This is a genomic window from Streptomyces boncukensis (assembly GCF_011045075.1).
Lineage (GTDB): Bacteria > Actinomycetota > Actinomycetes > Streptomycetales > Streptomycetaceae > Streptomyces > Streptomyces boncukensis.
In genome coordinates this window covers 1-18349 of sequence record NZ_JAAKZZ010000022.1, presented here as the reverse complement: position 1 = coordinate 18349, position 18349 = coordinate 1, and the positions used below count along the sequence as shown (strand labels likewise).

Below are 18349 nucleotides of genomic sequence, written 5' to 3'. Positions count from 1 at the left end.
TGAGCAAAACTAGCGCGAAAGAGTGTGTATTTCGAGTTTGAGGCGGGAATTATGCGCCAGCCGAACTGACAGCGGAATGATCTCATCCAATTTCCACAGGCTGTCATGCGGACCTGTGGACAACTCCGTGGACAACTGCCCGGCTGTGGATAAGTGCGGGAGCACGGCCCCTCCAACTCGCCCCGCCCGGCGCCCAGATCGGGACACCCGCGTCAACACGGAGAAAGGGGACTCCCCGAAAGGGATCCCCCTTTAAGATCCACTCCCACCGGAATATATACCCCTTAATTTGGACAAAACCCCACCAAAGCCATATCGAGTCGAGGGCTGTCACCGCCCCCCGGTAGGCTGGCCGCGTGATTGACCTTCGCCTGCTCCGTGAGGACCCCGACCGTGCGCGCGCCTCGCAGCGCGCCCGTGGAGAGGACGTCGGCCTCGTCGACGCGGTGCTCTCCGCCGACGAGCGGCGCAGGGCGTCCAGCTCCCGCTTCGACGAGCTGCGCGCCGAGCAGAAGCAGCTCGGCAAGCTGATCCCCAGGGCGGAGGGCGAGGAGAAGGCGGAGCTGCTGCGCCGCGCGGGCGAGCTGTCCACCGCCGTCAAGACGGCCGACGCCGAGCAGGGCGAGGCCGCGGAGGAGACCCAGCGGCTGCTGCTCCGGCTGGGCAACCTGATCCACCCCGAGGTGCCGGTCGGCGGCGAGGAGGACTTCACCCTCCGCGAGACCATCGGCACCCCGCGCGACTTCGCGGCCGAGGGCTTCGAGCCCAAGGACCACCTGGAGCTCGGCCAGGCGCTCGGCGCCATCGACGTCGAGCGCGCCGCCAAGGTGTCCGGCTCGCGGTTCTACTACCTCACCGGGGTCGGCGCCCTCCTGGAGCTCGCGCTGGTGAACGCCGCCGTCGCCAAGGCCACCGAGGCGGGCTTCACCCCGATGCTCACCCCCGCGCTGGTCAGGCCGGACGCCATGGAGGGCACCGGCTTCCTCGGCCAGGCCGCCCAGGACGTCTACCACCTGGAGAAGGACGACTTCTATCTGGTCGGCACCTCCGAGGTCCCCCTCGCCGGGTACCACAAGGACGAGATCATCGAGGCCGACCGCCTCCCCCTGCGGTACGCCGCGTTCTCCCCGTGCTTCCGCCGCGAGGCCGGTTCGTACGGCAAGGACACCCGGGGCATCTTCCGTGTCCACCAGTTCGACAAGGTCGAGATGTTCTCCTACGTCGCGCCCGAGGAGTCCCAGGAGGAGCATCTGCGGCTGCTGGAGTGGGAGAAGGAGTGGCTGTCGGGGCTGGAGCTGCCGTTCCAGGTGATCGACGTGGCCACCGGCGACCTGGGCGCCTCCGCCGCCCGCAAGTACGACTGCGAGGCGTGGATCCCCACCCAGGGCAAGTACCGCGAGCTGACCTCCACGTCGGACTGCACCGAGTTCCAGTCCCGCCGCCTGTCCATCCGGGTGCGGGACGGCAAGCAGGTACGCCCCCTCGCGACACTGAACGGCACGCTGTGCGCCGTCCCGCGCACCATCGTCGCCCTGCTGGAGAACCACCAGCGGGAGGACGGCTCGGTGTGGCTGCCGCCCGTCCTGCGGCCGTATCTGGGCGGACGCGAGGCGCTTGAGCCGGTAGCCCGGTGAGCGGCGCCCCCGCGCCGTACGGCCTGGTCGCGACCGATCTCGACGGCACGCTGCTGCGCTCCGACGGCACCGTCTCGGAGCGCACCCGCGCCGCGCTGGACGCCGTGTGCGCGAACGGCGCGGCGCACATCATCGTCACCGGGCGCGCGGTGCCGTGGACGCGCCCCGTGCTGCAGGAGCTGGGCTACGACGGCCTGGCCGTGTGCGGACAGGGCGCGCAGGTGTACGACGCCGGTGCCGGGCGGATGCTGACCTCCGTCACGCTGGACCGGCGGCTCGCCCAGCTGGCGCTGGCCAGGATCGAGGAGGAGGTCGGCCCGCTCGCGCTCGCCGCCTCGCGGGACGGCGAGGACGGCGAGGTGCTCATCGGGCCCGGCTACCGGATGACCGGCCCGCTGGAGATGGTCCCCTACGAGGACCCCGCCGAGGTGTGGGCTGCGCCGCTCAACAAGATGTACGTGCAGCACCCCACGCTGGACGACGACACACTGGCGGCGGCCGCCCGGCGGGCAGCGGGCGACCTGGTGGGCGTGACGATGTCCGGCGAGGGGATCGTCGAGCTGCTCCCCCTCGGCCTCAACAAGGCCAGGGGGCTCTCCCTGGCCGCACGCCGCCTCGGCATACCGCCGTCCGCCACCCTCGCGTTCGGCGACATGCCGAACGACATCCCGATGTTCGCCTGGTCGGCACGAGGCATCGCGATGAAGAACGCGCACAGCGAGCTGCTCTCGGTGGCCGACGAGGTCACCGCGTCCAACGACGAGGACGGCATCGCCCTCGTCCTGGAACGCCTCCTGGAGGACCGGGGATAAGCCGGTCGCGCAGTTCCCCGTGCCTTTGACCGGGCGCGCCTAGCGCGGCGGGACGTAGGGGCCCGGCCCCTTCAGCGTGCGGATCATCGCGAACGTCTCCACCTGCCGTACGTCCGGCAGCCGCGCGACCGGCCCGGTCAGATACGCGTACAGCGCCGCCGTGTCCCGGCACACGGCGATGGCGAAGAGGTTCGCCGCCCCGGTCGTCGCGCAGGCGAAGGCCACCTCCGGGTGTGCCGCCAGCGCCTCCCCCGTGGCGACGAGCCCGGAAGGCGGCACGGAGAGCCAGAGCCCGACGCGCGAACTGAGCCCGTACAGCTGGTGGCTGGAGTCGACGTCGAAGTACAGCGCCCCGTTCGCGCGCAGCTCGGCCATCCGGCGGCGCACGGTGCTGGGCGACCATCCCGTGGCGGCGGCGAGTTCGGCGACCGGTGTGCGGCCCTCCCGGGCGAGCACCTCCAGCAGCCGGTGGTCGTCCGGGGCCAGCACGACAGGCTCGCCGGGCGGCTCGGCCGGAGGCGGGGCCAGCGCGGCGACCTGCTCGGGGCTGAGCATCCCGGACTTGAGGACGAGCCCCTGGGCACCGCCGAAGAACTGGTGCAGCTGGCAGTACGCGTGCACGCCCAGCACCCCGCGGGTGCGCGGCAGGTCGCGCAGCAGCAACAGGTCCCCCTGGGAGTCGGCTTCGGCGCCCGACCTGGCCACCGCACTGACCTCCGTACCGCCGGCGACCATCGCCACCCAGGAGGTGTCCGTCCTGCGTGTCAGTGCCCGGCCGATCGGTACGGCGGCGTCGGGGGTGGCCTGGACGCGGAGGAACCACACCGTCTCGCCGAGTACCTCCGGCTCGGTCAGCCCCAGGACGCGCACCAGGCCGCCGGAGCGGAGCTTGGTGTAGCGGCGGGCCACCGTCTGGTCGGAGACCCCCAGCACCTCCGCGATCCGCGCGAACGGGGCCCTGCCGTCGAGCTGCAGCGCATGCCCGATCTGCCGGTCCAGGTCGTCCAGCGACGGCAGCTCGCGGCGCCCCGCACGAGGTATGTCGGTTTCCACCATGCTCATGCTAGACAGCGTCGGATTCCGCCGCAGCTCCGATGCCGGCTGGGGCGCCGTGCGGGTCCGCTCCCACGCTGGCGGCATGACGAACAAATGGTGGCCGCTGACGGCCATATGTCTCGGCGGCTTCATGCTGCTCATTGACGTGACCATCGTGAACACGGCGCTGCCGGAGATGGCGCGCTCGCTGCACGCCTCCTTCACCGCGCTCCAGTGGGTCGTGGACATCTACGCGGTCGCGCTCGCCGCGCTGCTGATGGCCGCGGGCTCCCTGGCCGATCTGCACGGCAGGCGCCGGGTGTTCACGCTGGGTCTCGCCGTGTTCGCGCTCTCCTCGCTGGTGTGCGGTCTGGCTCCGGACGAGGGCACGCTGATCGCGGCGCGCGCCGTGCAGGGCGCCGGCGCCGCGGCCGTGTTCGCGGCCAACGCGCCGCTGATCACCGCCACGTACCAGGGCCGGGACCGGGCGATCGCGTTCGGCGTCTGGGGCGCGGTGAACGGCGCCGCCACCGGTTTCGGACTGACGCTGGGCGGGCTGCTGACCGAGTACGCCGACTGGCGGGCGATCTTCTTCATCAACCTGCCGATCTCCGCGGTGGCCGTGTGGATCACGCTCCGCACCGTCCCGGAGTCCAGGGCGCCGGCCGGCCCCGCGGGTGGCCGCAGGGGGATCGACTGGCCGGGTGCCGGGCTGTTCACCCTGGCCGCGGGAGCCCTGACGTACGGGCTGGTGCGGGGCGGTGAGGCGGGCTGGACGGACCGCTGGGCCCTGCTGGCGCTGACGGTGGCCCCGTCCGCCGCTGTGGGCTTCGTCCTGGCCGAGCGGGGCCGCAGGGCGCCGCTGCTGGACCTGTCGCTGCTGCGGCGGCCCTCGTTCGCCGTGCTGATGGCCGCCGCCCTGCTGACGCAGGCGGCCGCCTTCACCCACCTCGTCTACAGCTCGCTGTGGGCGCAGTCGGTGCTGGGCATGAGCCCCCTGGCGGCGGGCGCTTCGATGCTGCCCATGGCGGGCGCGGCCTTCCTGGTGTCCGGGGTCGGCGGCCGGTTCTTCCTGCGGATGCGGCCGCAGTTGCCGCTGGGCACCGGGATCCTGGTGATCGGCTGCGGTGTGCTGCTGATGACCCTGGTGGGACCGGGTTCGTCGTGGACGGCGCTGCTGCCGGGCGCCGTGGTGATCGGGGTCGGCGTGGGGATGTCGCTGACCGTGCTGATGTCCGCGGCGCTGGGCGCCGCGCCCCCGGAGCGCGCGGGCATGGCGAGCGGCGCCGTCAACACCTCCCGGCAGCTCGGCTACGCGCTGGGGGTGGCCGTCCTGGGCACCGTCTTCGCCTCCCGGGTGGCCGGCGTGCTGGGCGCACACGGCGTTCCGCACGGCGCTGCGGACGCGGTGAGCGGCGGCCAGGCCGGGGAGGCGGGCGTGCCCATGGGACTGGTGCGGGAGGCGTTCGCAGCGGGCCTCGACCGGATCTTCGTGATCTGCGGGGTGACCGCGCTGCTGGTCGGCGTCGCGGTGCTGGTGGTCGTCCGGGAGCACGCCCCCGGGCACGGGGAGCCGCCGGAGCGGCCGAAGGAGCGTCCGGGCGGCGCTCAGCCGTCCGAGGCCGCCGGGGCTGCCGGAGCCGCCGAGGCCGCCGGAGCCGTCCCGTAGAGCGCGAGAACGCCTGAGGCGCGCTCCACGAGCAGGGCACGCGCCTCAGGCGGATCTGTCACCTCGACCCAGGCGGCGAACTGCAGCAGCAGGGTGACCGCCGCGAGGAGCGGGAACGCCATCCGGACGGTCACCCATGCGCTCTCCGCGTCCCCCTCCGTGCTCTCCTCCGCGTCCTGCTCCGCGTCCTGCTGGTGATGCGCTCCGCGCCGCGCGGGTACGTCGGTCACGTAGCGCCCCAGGAAGCGCAGGAACATGTCGAGCCGCTCCCGCCGCACCCGCACGGTCACCCGCACCGGGTTCGGCCGCTCCTCGACGCGGCGGCGCAGCACCTCCCACACCTCGGCCAGTTCGACGCCCTCCCGGCGCCGTACGGGCGCGTCCGTGACGGTCGCCGCGGCGATGCGGTCCACGCGGAAGAGGGCGGCCGTGCCACGGCGGTCGGCGACGAGGTACCAGATCCCCCCTTTGCTCACCAGGCCGTACGGATCGACGGTGTACGTACGGTGGCGCTCCGCGCCGCTGTGCCGGTAGCGGATGCGCAGCCGCCGGTCCGCGAACACCCCGGTGTGCAGGACGTCCAGGTCGACCGCCGGCTGTTCGGCCGCCAGCCAGGGGCCCGGGTCGACGATGATGCGGCGCCGGATCAGCTCGGCGGCGGGGCGGTGCGGCGCGGGCAGCGCGGCCATCACCTTGCGCAGCGCCGAGCCGAGCGCGCCCTCCAGGCCGAGCGCCGTATGGGCGCCCTCCGCCGCCAGGACGAACAGGGCGCGCGCCTCGTCGGTCGTCAGTCCGCTGACGTCCGTACGGAAGCCCGGCAGCAGCGCGATGCCGCCGTTCCGGCCGCGCTCCGCGTAGACGGGCACGCCCGCCGCGGAGAGGGAGTCGATGTCGCGGTAGATCGTGCGCGGCGAGACCTCCAGCCGCTCGGCCAGCTCGCCGGCCCGGACGCGGCCGCGGGTCTGGAGGAGCAGCAGGATCGACAGAAGGCGGTCGGATTTCACGCCTCCAGGGTGCCTCGGAAACTTGACGGCCGATGTCCAGTTATCGCGGAAGACTCCCCGCTGTCTGGAAGGAGACACCGTGAACGAGACACCCGCCGTGACGGATCCGCGTCCCCGTTTCGACCAGGCCGCCGACCGGCTGGCAGCACTCGTCGGCTCCGTGCGGCCCGAGCATCTGGAGCGGCCCACACCGTGTGCGGAGTTCGCCGTACGCGAGCTGCTGGGCCATGTGACCGGCGTGATGCGGCGCGTCGCGCACGTCGGGCGGGGAGGCGCGTCGCATGACATGTCCACCCAGGTGACGGGCGTCACCGACAGTGGCTGGGCGGCGGCCTTCGCGGACGCGGCACAGCAGGCGCGCGCGGCCTGGGCGGACGGCGCCCGGCTGGCGGACACCGTCGCGGCGCCCTGGGGCGAGGCACCGGGCCGCACCGCGCTGGAGGTGTGGACGATGGAGACGGTCGCGCACACCTGGGACCTCGCGCGGGCGCTCGGCCGGCCCAGCGGCCCGGACGAAGGGCCGGCCGCCGCCGCGCTGGAGACCGCCCGGAGGATGCTGCCCGGGGACATGCGCGGTGAGGGCGTGCCGTTCGGCCCGGTGCACGAGGTGCCCGGGGACGCGGACGCGTACGCACGGCTGGCCGCCTGGCTGGGCCGGGACCCGGAGTGGGCGCCGCCCGGCGGGATGCTGCTCACGCCCGGCGACGAGGGCTACGACGCGGAGTGCGAGGGCTTCCAGGCGGGCGACCGGCACCGGCCGGACGAGGTGGTCCTCGCCCGGTCCGCCGAGGACGTACGGCAGGCGGTGGCGGACGCGCGGCGGCGCGGGCTGCCGGTGGCCGTGCAGGCGACGGGGCACGGCCTGGCGCGCTCCGCGCGCGGCGGCGTGCTGGTCAGCACGCGCCGGATGACGGGCATCCGGGTGGACCCCGAGGCGCGCACCGCCTGGGTCGAGGCGGGCGTCCGTGCGGGGGACCTGGTGGCCCAGGCGGGGCGGTACGGCCTGGCGCCGGTCAACGGCTCCTTCCCGGGCGTGGGCGTCGTCTCGTACGTGCTGGGCGGCGGGGTCGGCGTTCTGGGGCGGCGGTACGGCTACGCGACGGACCATGTGCGCCGGATCGAGGTGGTCACGGGCGACGGGCGGCTGCGGCAGGTCACCGCCGGGAGCGATCCGGAGCTGTTCCGCGGGCTGCGCGGGGGCGGGGGCGGCCTCGGCGTGGTCACCGGGATGGAACTGGACCTGGTGCCCGTGGAGCGGATCTACGGCGGCAGGCTGGTCCACGACGGCGGCGCGGGGGCCGCTGAGGAGATTCTGGCCGCCTGGCGGGAGTGGACGCGCACGGTCCCCGAGGAGATGTCCTCCGCCCTCTCGCTGCTCCCCCTGCCCGACGTGCCCGACGTGCCCGAGCCGCTGCGCGGGCGCTACCTGGCGCAGGTGCACATCGCGTTCACCGGGTCGCGGGAGGACGGCGAGAAGCTGGTCGCGACGCTGCGCGCGACACTCGGGGAGCCGCTGGTGGACGAGCTGCGGGAGATGCCGTACACGGAGTCGGCCTCGGTCTTCAGCGAGCCGGACGCACCGCACGCCTACCGCAGTGACAACGTGCTGCTGGACGAGGGAGGGCTCGGCCCGGACGAGGTGAGCGGCGTGCTGCGCGAGGCCGGTCCGGACGCCGGGGTGATGTGCGTCCTCGGGGTGCGCCATCTGGGCGGCGCGTTCGCCCGCGGGTCCGGGGCGCCGGACGCGGTGGGCCACCGGGACGCCGCCTATCTGCTGTCCGTGCTCTCCCCGCTCGACGGCACGGACAGCGGGACGGTACGCGCGCTGCACGGCCGCGCCCTGGACGCGGTCCGCGGGCACACGCTGGGGCGGCGGCTGAACTTCCTGTACGGCCCGCAGGACGAAGCCACCGTACGGGCGTGCTACGAGCCCGCGGACCTGGAGCGGCTGCACGCCCTCAAGGAGGCGTACGACCCGGTGGACCTGTTCCGCTTCACCCAGGGGCTGCCCGAGGCCGGGTAGCCCCACGTGACCGGTGGGCCCCGGGGCGGGGCCCACCGGCCGTGTACCGTCAGTTGTAGGATGACTGGGCAACCGGGCGAATCACTGAGCGGAAGAGACGGGTACCGGTATGACCTTGCGCGCGGCGGGACGGCAGTCCCTGGTCGACACCGTGGTCACCGAGCTGCGCGCGCAGCTCACGGCGGGCGAGTGGCCCGTCGGCGAGCGCATTCCCACCGAGCACGACCTGGCCGAGCAGCTCCAGGTCGGCCGGAACACCGTCCGGGAGGCGGTGCGCGTCCTCGTGCACTCCGGCATGCTCCGGTCCCGCCAGGGCGAGGGCACCTTCGTGGTCTCCCACACCGACCCCGGCGAGGTCGTGCGCGGCGTGCGCCGCGCGGACGTGCGCGACGTGCTGGAGCTGCGGATCGCGCTGGAGGCCGAGGGCGCCCGTCTCGCCGCGCTGCGGCACCTCCCCGGGGACCTGGACCGGATGCGCGCCGCGCTGGACGCACAGGCCGCCTTCCAGGACGAGGAGGGGCTGCCCGCGCACGGCCGGGTCGAGCTGTACGCCGAGCACGACATCGAGTTCCACATCGCGGTGGTGGACGCCGCGCACAACTCCGCGCTGAGCGCGACGTACGGCTGGTTCAGCACCTCCGTGCGCGAGGCGCTGGTCGCCTCGCTGCTCGACGCGCGGATGCCCCGCATCCACGCCGACGACCACTACACGCTGGTGGACACCATCGCGAGCGGCGATCCGGAGGCCGCGGAGCGGGCAGCGAGGGAGCTGCTCGCGAAACCGAAGCAGGCCGTGGACGCGCTGCTGACGAACGAGAGCTGAAAGAGGGCACCACACCGTATGTCGCCGGACCACCAGGAAGGGCTCAAGGACGGGCTCAGCACGGAAGAGCTCATCGAGGCCGAACTGATCGACGCCGAGGAGGACCTGGCGCCCTCGCCCCCCGTGGCGGCGGCGCGTGTCCGGCTGCGGGCGCACCCGCTGCTGGTGCTGCTGGGCATCGTGCTGGCCTCGCTGAACATGCGCGCCGCGCTCGCCGGGGTCTCCCCGGTGCTCGGCGACATCAGCGACAGTTTCGGGCTGACGTCGACCACGGGCAGCCTGGTGACGACCATTCCGCTGGTCTTCATGGGCGTGGCCTCGCCGCTGGCGCCCCGGCTCGCGCGCCGCTGGGGCACCGAGGCGGTGCTGTTCGGCGCGCTGGTGCTGCTGGCCGGCGGGATCGCGCTGCGGATCGCGCCGCCCGTGGTGGCGCTGTTCGCCGGGTGCGCGGTCGTCGGCACCGGTATCGCGCTGCTGAACGTCCTGATGCCCGGCCTGATCAAGCGGGACTTCCCGGAGCGGGCGGCCGGGATGACGGCGCTCTACTCCACGGCGATGATCCTGGGCGCCACCGCCTCGGCCGCAGCGGCCGTGCCGCTGGAGCACGCGCTGGGCGGCTGGCGCGGTTCGCTGGTCTCCTGGGCCCTGCTGGCGGCCGTGGCGGCGCTGGTCTGGCTGCCGCAGGTGCTGCTCGCACGGCGCGGCACCGGGCACGGCCAGGCGGCGGCCGTCCCGGCCCACCCGGGGCAGGACGCGGCGGGGCCGAATCTGACGCGCTCCCGTCTGGCGTGGCAGGTGACGCTGTTCATGGGTTCGCAGTCCCTGATCGCCTACGTGACGATCGCCTGGATGCCGACCCTGCTCACCGACCACGGGATGAACCGGTCCACGGCCGGCCTGGTCTTCGCGTTCAGCACGCTGGTGCAGATGGCGGGCTCGTTCGTCGTGCCGACGCTGGCCGGGCGGATGCGCGGGCAGCGGGCGCTGGCGACGGCGGTGTCGTCGCTGATGGCCGCCGGGATCGCCGGTCTGCTGGCAGCGCCGGTGGCCGGAGCGTGGCTGTGGGCGGCGCTGCTGGGCGTCGGCCAGGGCGGCGCGCTCGGCCTGGCGCTGACCATGATGGTGCTGCGCTCCGGTGACGCGCACACGGCAGCCCGGCTGTCCGGCATGGCGCAGACCTGGGGCTATCTGCTGGCCGCCGTCGGGCCGCTGCTGCTCGGCGCCGTGCACCAGGCGACCGGCGGCTGGACGGTCCCGCTGGTGCTGCTGCTGTGCGTGTGCGCCGGGCTGGTGCTGCTCGGCCTCGGCGCCGGGCGCGAGGGACGGATCGACGCACCCGGCGCACGGCGCTGAGAGCGTTCCGCCCGCCGGAGCGGTGCCCCGCGCCGGGCCCCGCACCGGCGGAACGCCCGCCGACGGGCGTTCCGTCGGCGGGGGCCCGTCGGCAGGGGCCCGTCGGCAGGGGCCCGTCTGCGGGGCGCCTACTCCTCGCCGGCCAGCGTCAGGGTGCGCAGCTTCTGACCCGCGAACCAGGTGCCGCCCACCGTGACGACGGCCAGCAGCACCAGCGCGGCGGGGAGCGCGACGGACGAGGAGACGTCGGCGCCGTTGCCCGCGACCTTCTCCGCCAGCGCGAGCGCCCACTGCTGCACGCTCAGCGTCTTGGCGCCCTCCACCAGGCTGCCGACGAGGGCCTCCCAGATGAGCGCGTAGCCCAGGCCGATGACGACGGCGTGCCTGCTGACCGTTCCGAGCAGCAGGAAGAGCGCGCTGTAGGCGATGGAGGCGACCGCGGCGGCGAGCGCGAAGGCGACCGCGATGTCCTGGCTGTTGCCGTTCAGGATGAACCCGGCCACCAGGACCGGCACGGCCGTGAAGGCGACCGTCACGCCGATGGCGACGACGAGCTTGGTGACGATGATGGTGGGCCGCTTGACGGGCTTGGCGAGCAGGTAGACGACGGACCCGTCGTCGATCTCCGGCCCGATCGCGCCGGTGCCGGCGATCACGCCGACCAGGGGCACCATGGTGGCCAGCGCGAAGCCGCCGAGGAGTTCGCTGGTGACCTCGTCGTCCGCGCCGGTCATACCGCGCACGGCGGCGGCCACGACGAGCAGCAGCACCGGCAGCGCGGCCAGCATCAGCGCACGGCGGCGGCCGAGGAGCGCCCGGTACGTCAGCCGGGCGACTGTGGGGTTGAACATCGGTAAGGGCTCCCTTCGGGCCGCTCAGGCAGCGACGAGGTACGAGAAGACGCTCTCCAGGGACTCGTCGGAGGGCGAGACGGCGTAGAGCGTGATGCCGGCCTCGCGGGCGACGCGCGGGAGGAGTTCGGTGAACCGGGTGAAGTCGATGGCCTGGATGCGCAGCGCCTGCTCGCTCCAGTCCAGCTCGATGCCCGCCGTGGACGCGTCGGCGATGAGCGCGGCGGCCAGCCGGCGGTCGTCGCTGGAGCGGACCAGGTAGCGGTGCGGACGGTCCGTCATCAGACGGCGGATCTTGCGGAAGTCGCCACTGGCGGCATGCCGCCCGGCGACGACCACCTCGATGTGCGAGGCCAGTTGCTCGACCTCCTCCAGGATGTGTGAGGAGAACAGCACCGTGCGCCCCTCGTCGCCCATCCGGCGCAGCAGCTCCATCAGCTGCATGCGCTGCCGGGGGTCCATCCCGTTGAACGGCTCGTCCAGCAGCAGCACGGACGGCTCGTGCACCAGCGCGGAAGCCATTTTCACGCGCTGCCGCATGCCCTTGCTGTACGTGGAGATCTTGCGTTCCTGCGCGTACTCCATCTCGACCGTGGCGAGCGCCGCGCGGGCCGCGGCCGGCGGGTCGGGGAGCTGGTGCAGCTGCGCGTTGGCGAGGACGAACTCGTAGCCCGTGAGGAAGTCGTACATCCCCTCGCGCTCGGGCACGAGCCCGATCTGCCGGTACGCCTGCTCGTTGCGCCAGATCGGGGTGCTGTCGAGCGTGACGCTGCCGTTGGAGGGCGCCAGGAAGCCGCCCATCATGTGGATCAGCGTGGACTTCCCCGCGCCGTTGGGGCCCAGCAGACCGGTGACCCCGGGGGCGATCTGCATGGTGATGTCGTTGACGGCGACGACGTTGCCGAACCAGCGTGAGGTGCGGTCGATGTGGATCGTTGTCACAGTCCGGCCTTTCGGTAGCGGCGCGACAGGAGCGCGTAGGAACCGGCGATGAGCGCCGCGATGACGAGCAGGCTGAGCGCCCCCTGGGCGTTGGACAGCCCGTGGCCTCCGGGGAAGCCGGAGGCTCCGCCGAGGAACTTGCTCTGCAGGCCGTCCATCAGCGTGCCCGGCGACCCCAGCGCCAGCCATCCGACGGCCGACAGCGAGTCCTGCTCGTCCGCGATCGCCTGGAGGGCGCTCATCAGGAAGTACGGGACGGTGAGCACCACGATGACGGCGGCGATGCCGAAGCCGCGCCGCGGGGTGAGCGCCGCCAGATACGCGGCGAGGGCCGCGTGCAGCAGGGCGAACACGACGCAGAACACCAGCCCCTGGAAGAAGCCCTTGGTCTCGTCGCCGAAGTCCAGCTTGGCCAGCATCGCCCCCGCGTACATGATGACGACGGGCGCCGCGATGACGACGAAGACGGCCGCCGAGAGCGCCGCGTACTTCGCGGCGACGTAGTCGCTGCGTTCGATGGGGCGCGAGAAGTACAGCGGAGTCGTCTTGAACCGCAGGTCCAGGGAGACCATCTGGGGCGCGACGGCGGCCAGGAAGATACCGATGACGGGCTGCAGCAACAGCACGTACTCGGGGTAGCCGACCGGGAGTTCGTCGGCGTTGGTCGCGACGGACACGGCCACCACGATCGCCGCGGGCAGGCTGGTCGCCGCCAGCAGGATCATCGGCAGCACCTTGGACTTGGCCGAGCGGCCGAGGCCGAACGCACCGCGCAGGGACTGGATGAACAGCGAGCGTCGGGCGTAGCTCCGGCCCAGCCGCTGCCCCTCGTACCGGCGGTAGCCGATGTTGTGGATGACGTCCTGCCCGCGCTGGGCGGGGGCGGGCGCCGTGGTGGTGGGCTCAGACGACATCGGCGCTGCTCCTCTCGCGCACCTGCGCCGGCTCCTGGGGCCGCTGGTGCTCGGAATCCCCGGGCTCGGGGGATCGCGACTCGTGGGGCTGCTGGGTGAAGACCTCGGCGATCTGGTGCCTGCGCTGCTCCATCCGCACCAGTCCGAGGCCGAGTTCGGCCGCGGCGTCCCGGACCGCGTCGTAGACCGAGTCCTCGGTGACGGTGATGTAGAGCAGCCGGCCCGCGCCGGGCGCGGCGCCGCTCTCGTCCGCGTGCACCGTGACCCCGGCCCCCTCCAGCGCCGTGCGCAGCGCCGCCGTGCCGTCCGGATGCCGGTCGGTGTCGGTGACCTCGACCGCGAGGGCCGCGGTGCGCTGGGTGAAGTCGGCGGTGGAAGAGGAGCGCAGCAGCTTGCCGCCGTCGATGACGACGACGTGGTCGCAGGTGCGTTCCAGCTCGCCCAGCAGGTGCGAGGTGACCAGGACCGAGATGCCGAAATCGGTGTGGACGCGCCGGATCAGCGCGAGCATGTCGTCGCGGCCGACGGGGTCGAGGCCGTTGGTCGGCTCGTCGAGCAGCACCAGGTGCGGGTCGTGCACCAGGGCCTGGGCGAGTTTGACGCGCTGCTTCATGCCCGTCGAATAGCCGCCCATGGGTCGGTAGCGCTCCTCGTAGAGCCCGACGTGGCGGAGGGTGTCGGCGGTGCGCTCGCGGGCCGCCGTCGGGGGCAGCCCGGACATCCGCGCCATGTGGACGACGAACTCGGTCGCCGAGACGTCGGGCGGCAGGCAGTCGTGCTCCGGCATGTAGCCGACGCGCTCCCTGATGGCGCTACCCTGCGTGCTCACGTCCATACCGAGGACGCTCGCGCTCCCCTCACTCGCGGGGGAGAGGCCGAGCAGGATCTTGATCAGGGTGGACTTACCGGCGCCGTTGGCACCCACCAGGCCAGTGACGCCCGGTGTGATGCCGACGGTCAGCCGGTCGAGGGCGGTCACCCTGGGGAACCGCTTGCTGAGGCTTTCGGTCGCGATCACAGTCACGTCACCGACGCTAGTGCCCCGGCACACCCGCCGCGTCAGACGGGGCGCCTGTTTCCGCGTACCTCTCAAGGTGGACGGCCCCGTAGGGGCTCCCCCTCGGGGCCCCTGACAGGGACCTGATGGGAGTTATCCACAGGCCGCGCCCCGCCCTTGACCTCGCCACGGGGCGATGTCACATTCGACAGTGTCAAGTTGCGGGAGTTCGCGGGATGTCCAGGGATGGGGGCGGTTGGCGATGCGCGCGAAGACCCTTGGGTACTCCCCCGCTGACCTGCGGGGATTCAGAGAAGTGCAGCGCCTCAGCTATGAGTGCGCCGAGTCGGTGGCCGCCCGCCTCCAGCCCGGCGTGACCGAGCGGGAGGCCGCGCGGATGCAGCGCGAGTGGCTGCGGGAGAGAGGGGTGCGGGACTGGTTCCATCTCCCCTTCGCCTGGTTCGGCGACCGCACCGCGTTCACCGGCTTCAAGATCCCGCTCCAGTTCTTCCCGACGGACCGGGCGCTGGAGCCCGGCATGGCGTTCGTGCTCGACATGGCCCCGATCCACCAGGGCTTCACCTCGGACATCGGCTACTCCGGCTGCCTCGGCCCGAACCCCGTGCACGAGCGGCTGATGTCCGATCTGCGGGCGCACCGCGAGCTGATCCTCCGCGAGGTGCGCGAGCGCCGCCCGCTGCGGGAGATCTATGAGGACGTCGACCGGCTGATGGCCCGGCAGGGGTATGCGAACCGGCACCGCGCCTACCCCTTCGGCGTCATCGCCCACAAGGTGGACCGCGTCTCCGACCGCCGCTGGTCCCCCACCGTCTTCGGCTTCGGCACCAACGCGCTGCGGGGCCTGGCGAAGGACGCGCTGCACGGCCACCGGGAGGGCTGGTCCCCGCTGTGGAGTCCGTACCGGTTCTCCCACCACCCGCCCGAGCCCGGCCTGTGGGCGGTCGAGCCCCATCTGGGCTTCCGGGGCACGGGCGCGAAGTTCGAGGAGATCCTGGTCGTCACCGACTCCCGGGATCCCGAGGAGAGCGCCTTCTGGCTGGACGACGATCTGCCGCATGTGCGGCGCTGGCAGGAGCAGGAGGAGGCGCAGACGGCGTGAAGGCACACGACGGCACGACGGGCGGAACGACAGACCCCCACCCCGGACCCGGGCCCGGGCCCGGGCCCGGCACCGAGGCTGACACCGGGCCTGGCACCGAAGCCGAAACCGGCACCGGCCCAGACAGCGGTGCGCGGCCCCCGGCGCCCTGGGCGGATGGCCGTGAGCGATGGGTGCGCACGGGAGGGATCGAGCTGTGCGTGGTCGAGCTGGGGGACCCGGAGCTGCCCACCGTCGTGCTGGTGCACGGCTATCCGGACAGCAAGGAGGTCTGGTCCCGGGTCGCCGCCCGGCTCAAGGACCGCTTCCATGTGGTGGTGTACGACGTGCGGGGCTGTGGCCGCTCCTCGGCGCCCAAGCCGCTGCGCGGCGGCTTCACCCTGGAGAAGCTCACGGATGACTTCCTCGCCGTCGCCGACGCGGTCAGCCCGGACCGCCCGGTGCATCTGGTGGGGCACGACTGGGGCTCGGTGCAGGGCTGGGAGTTCGCCACCGTCAAGCGGACCGAGGGCCGTATCGCGTCGTTCACCACCATGTCGGGCCCGTCTCTCGACCACTTCGGCCACTGGATCAGGCGGCGGCTGAGCCGCCCCACCCCACGCGGCGCCGCCCAGCTGCTCGGGCAGACCGCCAGGTCCTGGTATGTGTACGCGCTGCACACCCCCGTGCTGCCCGAGCTGCTGTGGAAGGGTCCGCTCGGCAGCAGCTGGCCCGGGGTCCTGGAGCGGGTGGAGAAGGTGGGCGGCGCCCGGAGCGCGGCGGCCGCACCGGAGGAAGCCGGGTATCCGCCCCCGTCCCTCCCCGCCGACGCGGCCCACGGCGCCTGGCTCTACCGGGACAACGTCCGCGCCCGCCTCCGCCGCCCCCGCACGGACTGCTATGCGCATGCTCCCGTCCAGCTGATCACCCCGACCGGCGACCTCTTCCTCAGCCCGCGGCTCTACGACGAGCTGGAGCTGTGGGCCCCGCAGCTGACCCGGCGCACCCTGCCCGCCAGACACTGGGTGCCGCGCACCCGGCCGGACCAGCTCACCGACTGGATCGCGGAGTTCGCAACCGCCGCGGAGTCCCGGAGCCCGGCACGCGCACCGGCCCCCGCGCGGAGGTACGCGGACCGGCTCAGCGGCCGGCTCGTCCTGGTCACGGGCGCGGGCAGCGGCATCGGCCGGGCCACCGCGTTCTCCTTCGCGGAGGCCGGCGCCCGGGTGATCGCCGTCGACCGGGACGCGGAGGGCGCGGGGCGCACCGCCGACCTGGCGCGGCTCATCGGCGCCCCCGCGGCCTGGTCCGAGACCGTCGACGTGTCCGACGAGCAGGCGATGGAGAAGCTCGCCGTGAAGGTCGCCGAGGAGTACGGCGTCGTGGACGTGCTGGTGAACAACGCCGGGATCGGCGTCTCCGGCCCGTTCCTCGACACCAGCGCGGCGGACTGGAAGCGCACCCTCGACGTCAACCTGTGGGGCGTCCTGCACGGCTGCCGCCTGTTCGGACGGCAGATGGCCGCGCGCGGTCAGGGCGGCCATATCGTCAACCTCGCCTCGGCGGCGGCCTTCCAGCCCTCCCGGGAGCTTCCGGCGTACGCCACCTCCAAGGCGGCGGTGCTGATGCTCAGCGAGTGTCTGCGGGCCGAGCTCGCGGAGCAGGAGATAGGCGTCTCCGCGATCTGCCCCGGCTTCGTCCACACCAACATCACCGCGACCACCCGCTTCACCGGAGCGGACGAGCAGGAGCAGCGGCGCCGCCAGCGGCGCGCCTCCCGGCTCTACGGCCTGCGCAACTACCCCCCGGAGAAGGTCGCAGACGCCGTGCTGCGCGCCGTCGTCCGCAACCAGGCGGTGGTGCCGGTGACGCCGGAGGCCCGCGGCGCCCGGCTGCTCTCCCGTTTCGCACCGCACGCGCTGCGTGCGCTGGCACGGGCCAGGCCGCGGCTGTAGCCGCCGGGCCGGCCATGGAACTTCCCCTGGAGCACCGTATGAGCGACGAGAAGGCCGAAACCCTCCAGCGAGACCACGACTTCCACTACGACATCGTGCCCCGCCGGGTGTCGTTCGACTGGGAGCGGACCCCGCTGCACTGGATCCCCGACGAGCCGACCGCCACCCATGTGATCAATGTGCTGCACCTGCTGCTGCCCGCGGGGGAGCGGTGGTTCGTGAAGGTGTTCAAGGAGGCGCTCCCCCTGGTCCGGGACGAGACCCTGCTGCGGGACGTCAAGGGCTTCATGGGCCAGGAGGGCACGCACAGTGTCCAGCACGGCCAGGTGCTGGACCACCTGGCCGCCCAGCGGCTCGACACCGGGCCGTACACCCGCCATGTCGACTACCTCTTCGAGCAGTTGCTCGGTGCGGAACCGCCGTTCGGAGCGCCGATACCGCCGCGGGAGTGGCTGCGGTTCCGGCTGTCGCTGATAGCGGCGATAGAGCAGTTCACGGCGGTGCTGGGGGACTGGGTGCTGCGGGCCGACGGCCTGGACCGGGCGGATCCGGACGCGGTGATGCTCGATCTTCTGCGCTGGCACGGAGCGGAGGAGGTCGAGCACCGGGCGGTCGCCTTCGACATGTACCAGCACTGCGGCGGCGACGGGCTGCCGCGCTACGCCCGCCGCGTCGGCGGCATGGTGGTCACGGCGCCGGTGCTGCTGTGGCTGTGGGCGTGGGGCACCTCGTATCTGCTCCGGCACGACCCGCAGCTCGCGGGCTCCCTCCGCTATTCGCTGCGGGAGCACAACAGAGCGGTCGCAAAGGGCCTGTTGCCGACGTGGCGGGAGCTGGGCGCGGCGATACCCCGCTATTTCCGCCGCTCGTACCATCCCTCCCAGGAGGGCTCGCTCCGGCGGGCCGTGGACTATCTGGCCAGCTCCCCGGCGGCACGGGCCGCCGCCGGCGCCGTCGCCCGGCGGGCGGCACAGCAGTAAGCGAGGAGACGCACCATGCCCCTGTCCGAGTACCGCATCGAGGATCTGGCGCACCACAGCGGCGCCACGGTGCGCACGATCCGTGCGTACCAGGACAGGGGGCTGCTGCCCAAACCGGAGCGGCGCGGCCGGGCCAATGTGTACGACGACTCGCATCTCGCCCGGCTGCGGCAGATCGCGGATCTCCTGGAGCGGGGCTACACCCTGGCGTCCATAAAGGAGCTGCTGCAGGCGTGGGACGAGGGGCGGGGGCTGGGC

At 73.0% G+C, this 18349-nt stretch carries 16 protein-coding genes; 10 read left to right on the top strand and 6 right to left on the bottom strand.

Annotated features, from left to right (window positions below; genetic code table 11):
- Positions 1–356 precede the first annotated feature (356 nt).
- Both serS and G5C65_RS04080 read left to right on the top strand, forming a co-directional pair.
- A complete protein-coding gene (gene serS / locus G5C65_RS04085; RefSeq protein WP_165297206.1) occupies positions 357–1634 on the top strand; it encodes a serine--tRNA ligase in 1278 nt (425 codons plus the stop codon).
- Positions 1631–2446, top strand: coding sequence for a Cof-type HAD-IIB family hydrolase (locus G5C65_RS04080; protein ID WP_165297205.1), 816 nt, complete (start codon positions 1631–1633; stop codon positions 2444–2446). Before serS ends, G5C65_RS04080 begins: the two co-directional genes overlap by 4 nt.
- A 39-nt stretch (positions 2447–2485) precedes the next feature.
- On the opposite strand, the gene G5C65_RS04075 is transcribed toward G5C65_RS04080, so the two are convergent.
- A complete protein-coding gene (locus tag G5C65_RS04075) occupies positions 2486–3508 on the bottom strand; it encodes an Lrp/AsnC family transcriptional regulator (RefSeq protein WP_420903275.1) in 1023 nt (340 codons plus the stop codon).
- A gap of 76 nt (positions 3509–3584) precedes the next feature.
- On the opposite strand from G5C65_RS04075, the gene G5C65_RS04070 reads away from it, so the two are divergent.
- Entirely contained in the window at positions 3585–5150 is a 1566-nt protein-coding gene (locus G5C65_RS04070; protein ID WP_165297204.1) for an MFS transporter, read from the top strand.
- Here G5C65_RS04070 and G5C65_RS04065 read toward each other — a convergent pair.
- Positions 5090–6154, bottom strand: coding sequence for a WYL domain-containing protein (locus G5C65_RS04065; protein ID WP_165297203.1), 1065 nt, complete (start codon positions 6152–6154; stop codon positions 5090–5092). The two genes, G5C65_RS04070 and G5C65_RS04065, sit on opposite strands and share 61 nt — an antisense overlap.
- 79 nt (positions 6155–6233) lie before the next feature.
- Here G5C65_RS04065 and G5C65_RS04060 point away from each other — a divergent pair, with 79 nt between their 5' ends.
- The 3 genes from G5C65_RS04060 (at position 6234) to G5C65_RS04050 (ending at position 10353) form a co-directional block, all read left to right on the top strand.
- Positions 6234–8177, top strand: coding sequence for a TIGR03086 family metal-binding protein (locus G5C65_RS04060; RefSeq protein WP_165297202.1), 1944 nt, complete (start codon positions 6234–6236; stop codon positions 8175–8177).
- Positions 8178–8286: 109 nt separating this feature from the next.
- The gene (locus tag G5C65_RS04055; RefSeq protein WP_165297201.1) at positions 8287–9000 is read left to right on the top strand and encodes a FadR/GntR family transcriptional regulator; all 714 of its coding nucleotides are present in this window, start codon (positions 8287–8289) and stop codon (positions 8998–9000) included.
- A gap of 18 nt (positions 9001–9018) precedes the next feature.
- Entirely contained in the window at positions 9019–10353 is a 1335-nt protein-coding gene (locus tag G5C65_RS04050; protein ID WP_165297200.1) for a CynX/NimT family MFS transporter, read from the top strand.
- A 128-nt stretch (positions 10354–10481) separates the two neighbouring features.
- Here G5C65_RS04050 and G5C65_RS04045 read toward each other — a convergent pair whose 3' ends face one another.
- Genes G5C65_RS04045 through G5C65_RS04030 form a run of 4 tightly spaced genes read right to left on the bottom strand, consistent with a single transcriptional unit; the run spans position 10482 to position 14084 of the window.
- A complete protein-coding gene (locus G5C65_RS04045; RefSeq protein WP_165297199.1) occupies positions 10482–11204 on the bottom strand; it encodes an ABC transporter permease subunit in 723 nt (240 codons plus the stop codon).
- A gap of 24 nt (positions 11205–11228) precedes the next feature.
- Entirely contained in the window at positions 11229–12146 is a 918-nt protein-coding gene (locus G5C65_RS04040; RefSeq protein ID WP_165297198.1) for an ATP-binding cassette domain-containing protein, read from the bottom strand.
- On the bottom strand, positions 12143–13060 hold the full coding sequence (locus tag G5C65_RS04035) for an ABC transporter permease subunit (protein WP_165297197.1): 918 nt from the start codon (positions 13058–13060) through the stop codon (positions 12143–12145). Before G5C65_RS04035 ends, G5C65_RS04040 begins: the two co-directional genes overlap by 4 nt.
- The gene (locus G5C65_RS04030; protein ID WP_165297196.1) at positions 13050–14084 is read right to left on the bottom strand and encodes an ATP-binding cassette domain-containing protein; all 1035 of its coding nucleotides are present in this window, start codon (positions 14082–14084) and stop codon (positions 13050–13052) included. The genes G5C65_RS04035 and G5C65_RS04030 overlap by 11 nt, the downstream gene beginning before the upstream one ends.
- 235 nt (positions 14085–14319) lie before the next feature.
- Here G5C65_RS04030 and G5C65_RS04025 point away from each other — a divergent pair, with 235 nt between their 5' ends.
- The 4 genes from G5C65_RS04025 to G5C65_RS04010 all read left to right on the top strand — a co-directional run.
- The gene (locus G5C65_RS04025) at positions 14320–15177 is read left to right on the top strand and encodes a M24 family metallopeptidase (RefSeq protein ID WP_165297195.1); all 858 of its coding nucleotides are present in this window, start codon (positions 14320–14322) and stop codon (positions 15175–15177) included.
- A gap of 173 nt (positions 15178–15350) precedes the next feature.
- Positions 15351–17111, top strand: a complete 1761-nt coding sequence (locus G5C65_RS04020) for an SDR family oxidoreductase (RefSeq protein ID WP_165297194.1) — start codon at positions 15351–15353, stop codon at positions 17109–17111.
- A 38-nt stretch (positions 17112–17149) separates the two neighbouring features.
- Entirely contained in the window at positions 17150–18091 is a 942-nt protein-coding gene (locus tag G5C65_RS04015) for a metal-dependent hydrolase (protein WP_165297193.1), read from the top strand.
- A gap of 15 nt (positions 18092–18106) precedes the next feature.
- Positions 18107–18349, top strand: a 243-nt coding sequence (locus tag G5C65_RS04010; RefSeq protein ID WP_165297192.1) for a MerR family transcriptional regulator, incomplete at its 3' end; no start/stop codon positions are given.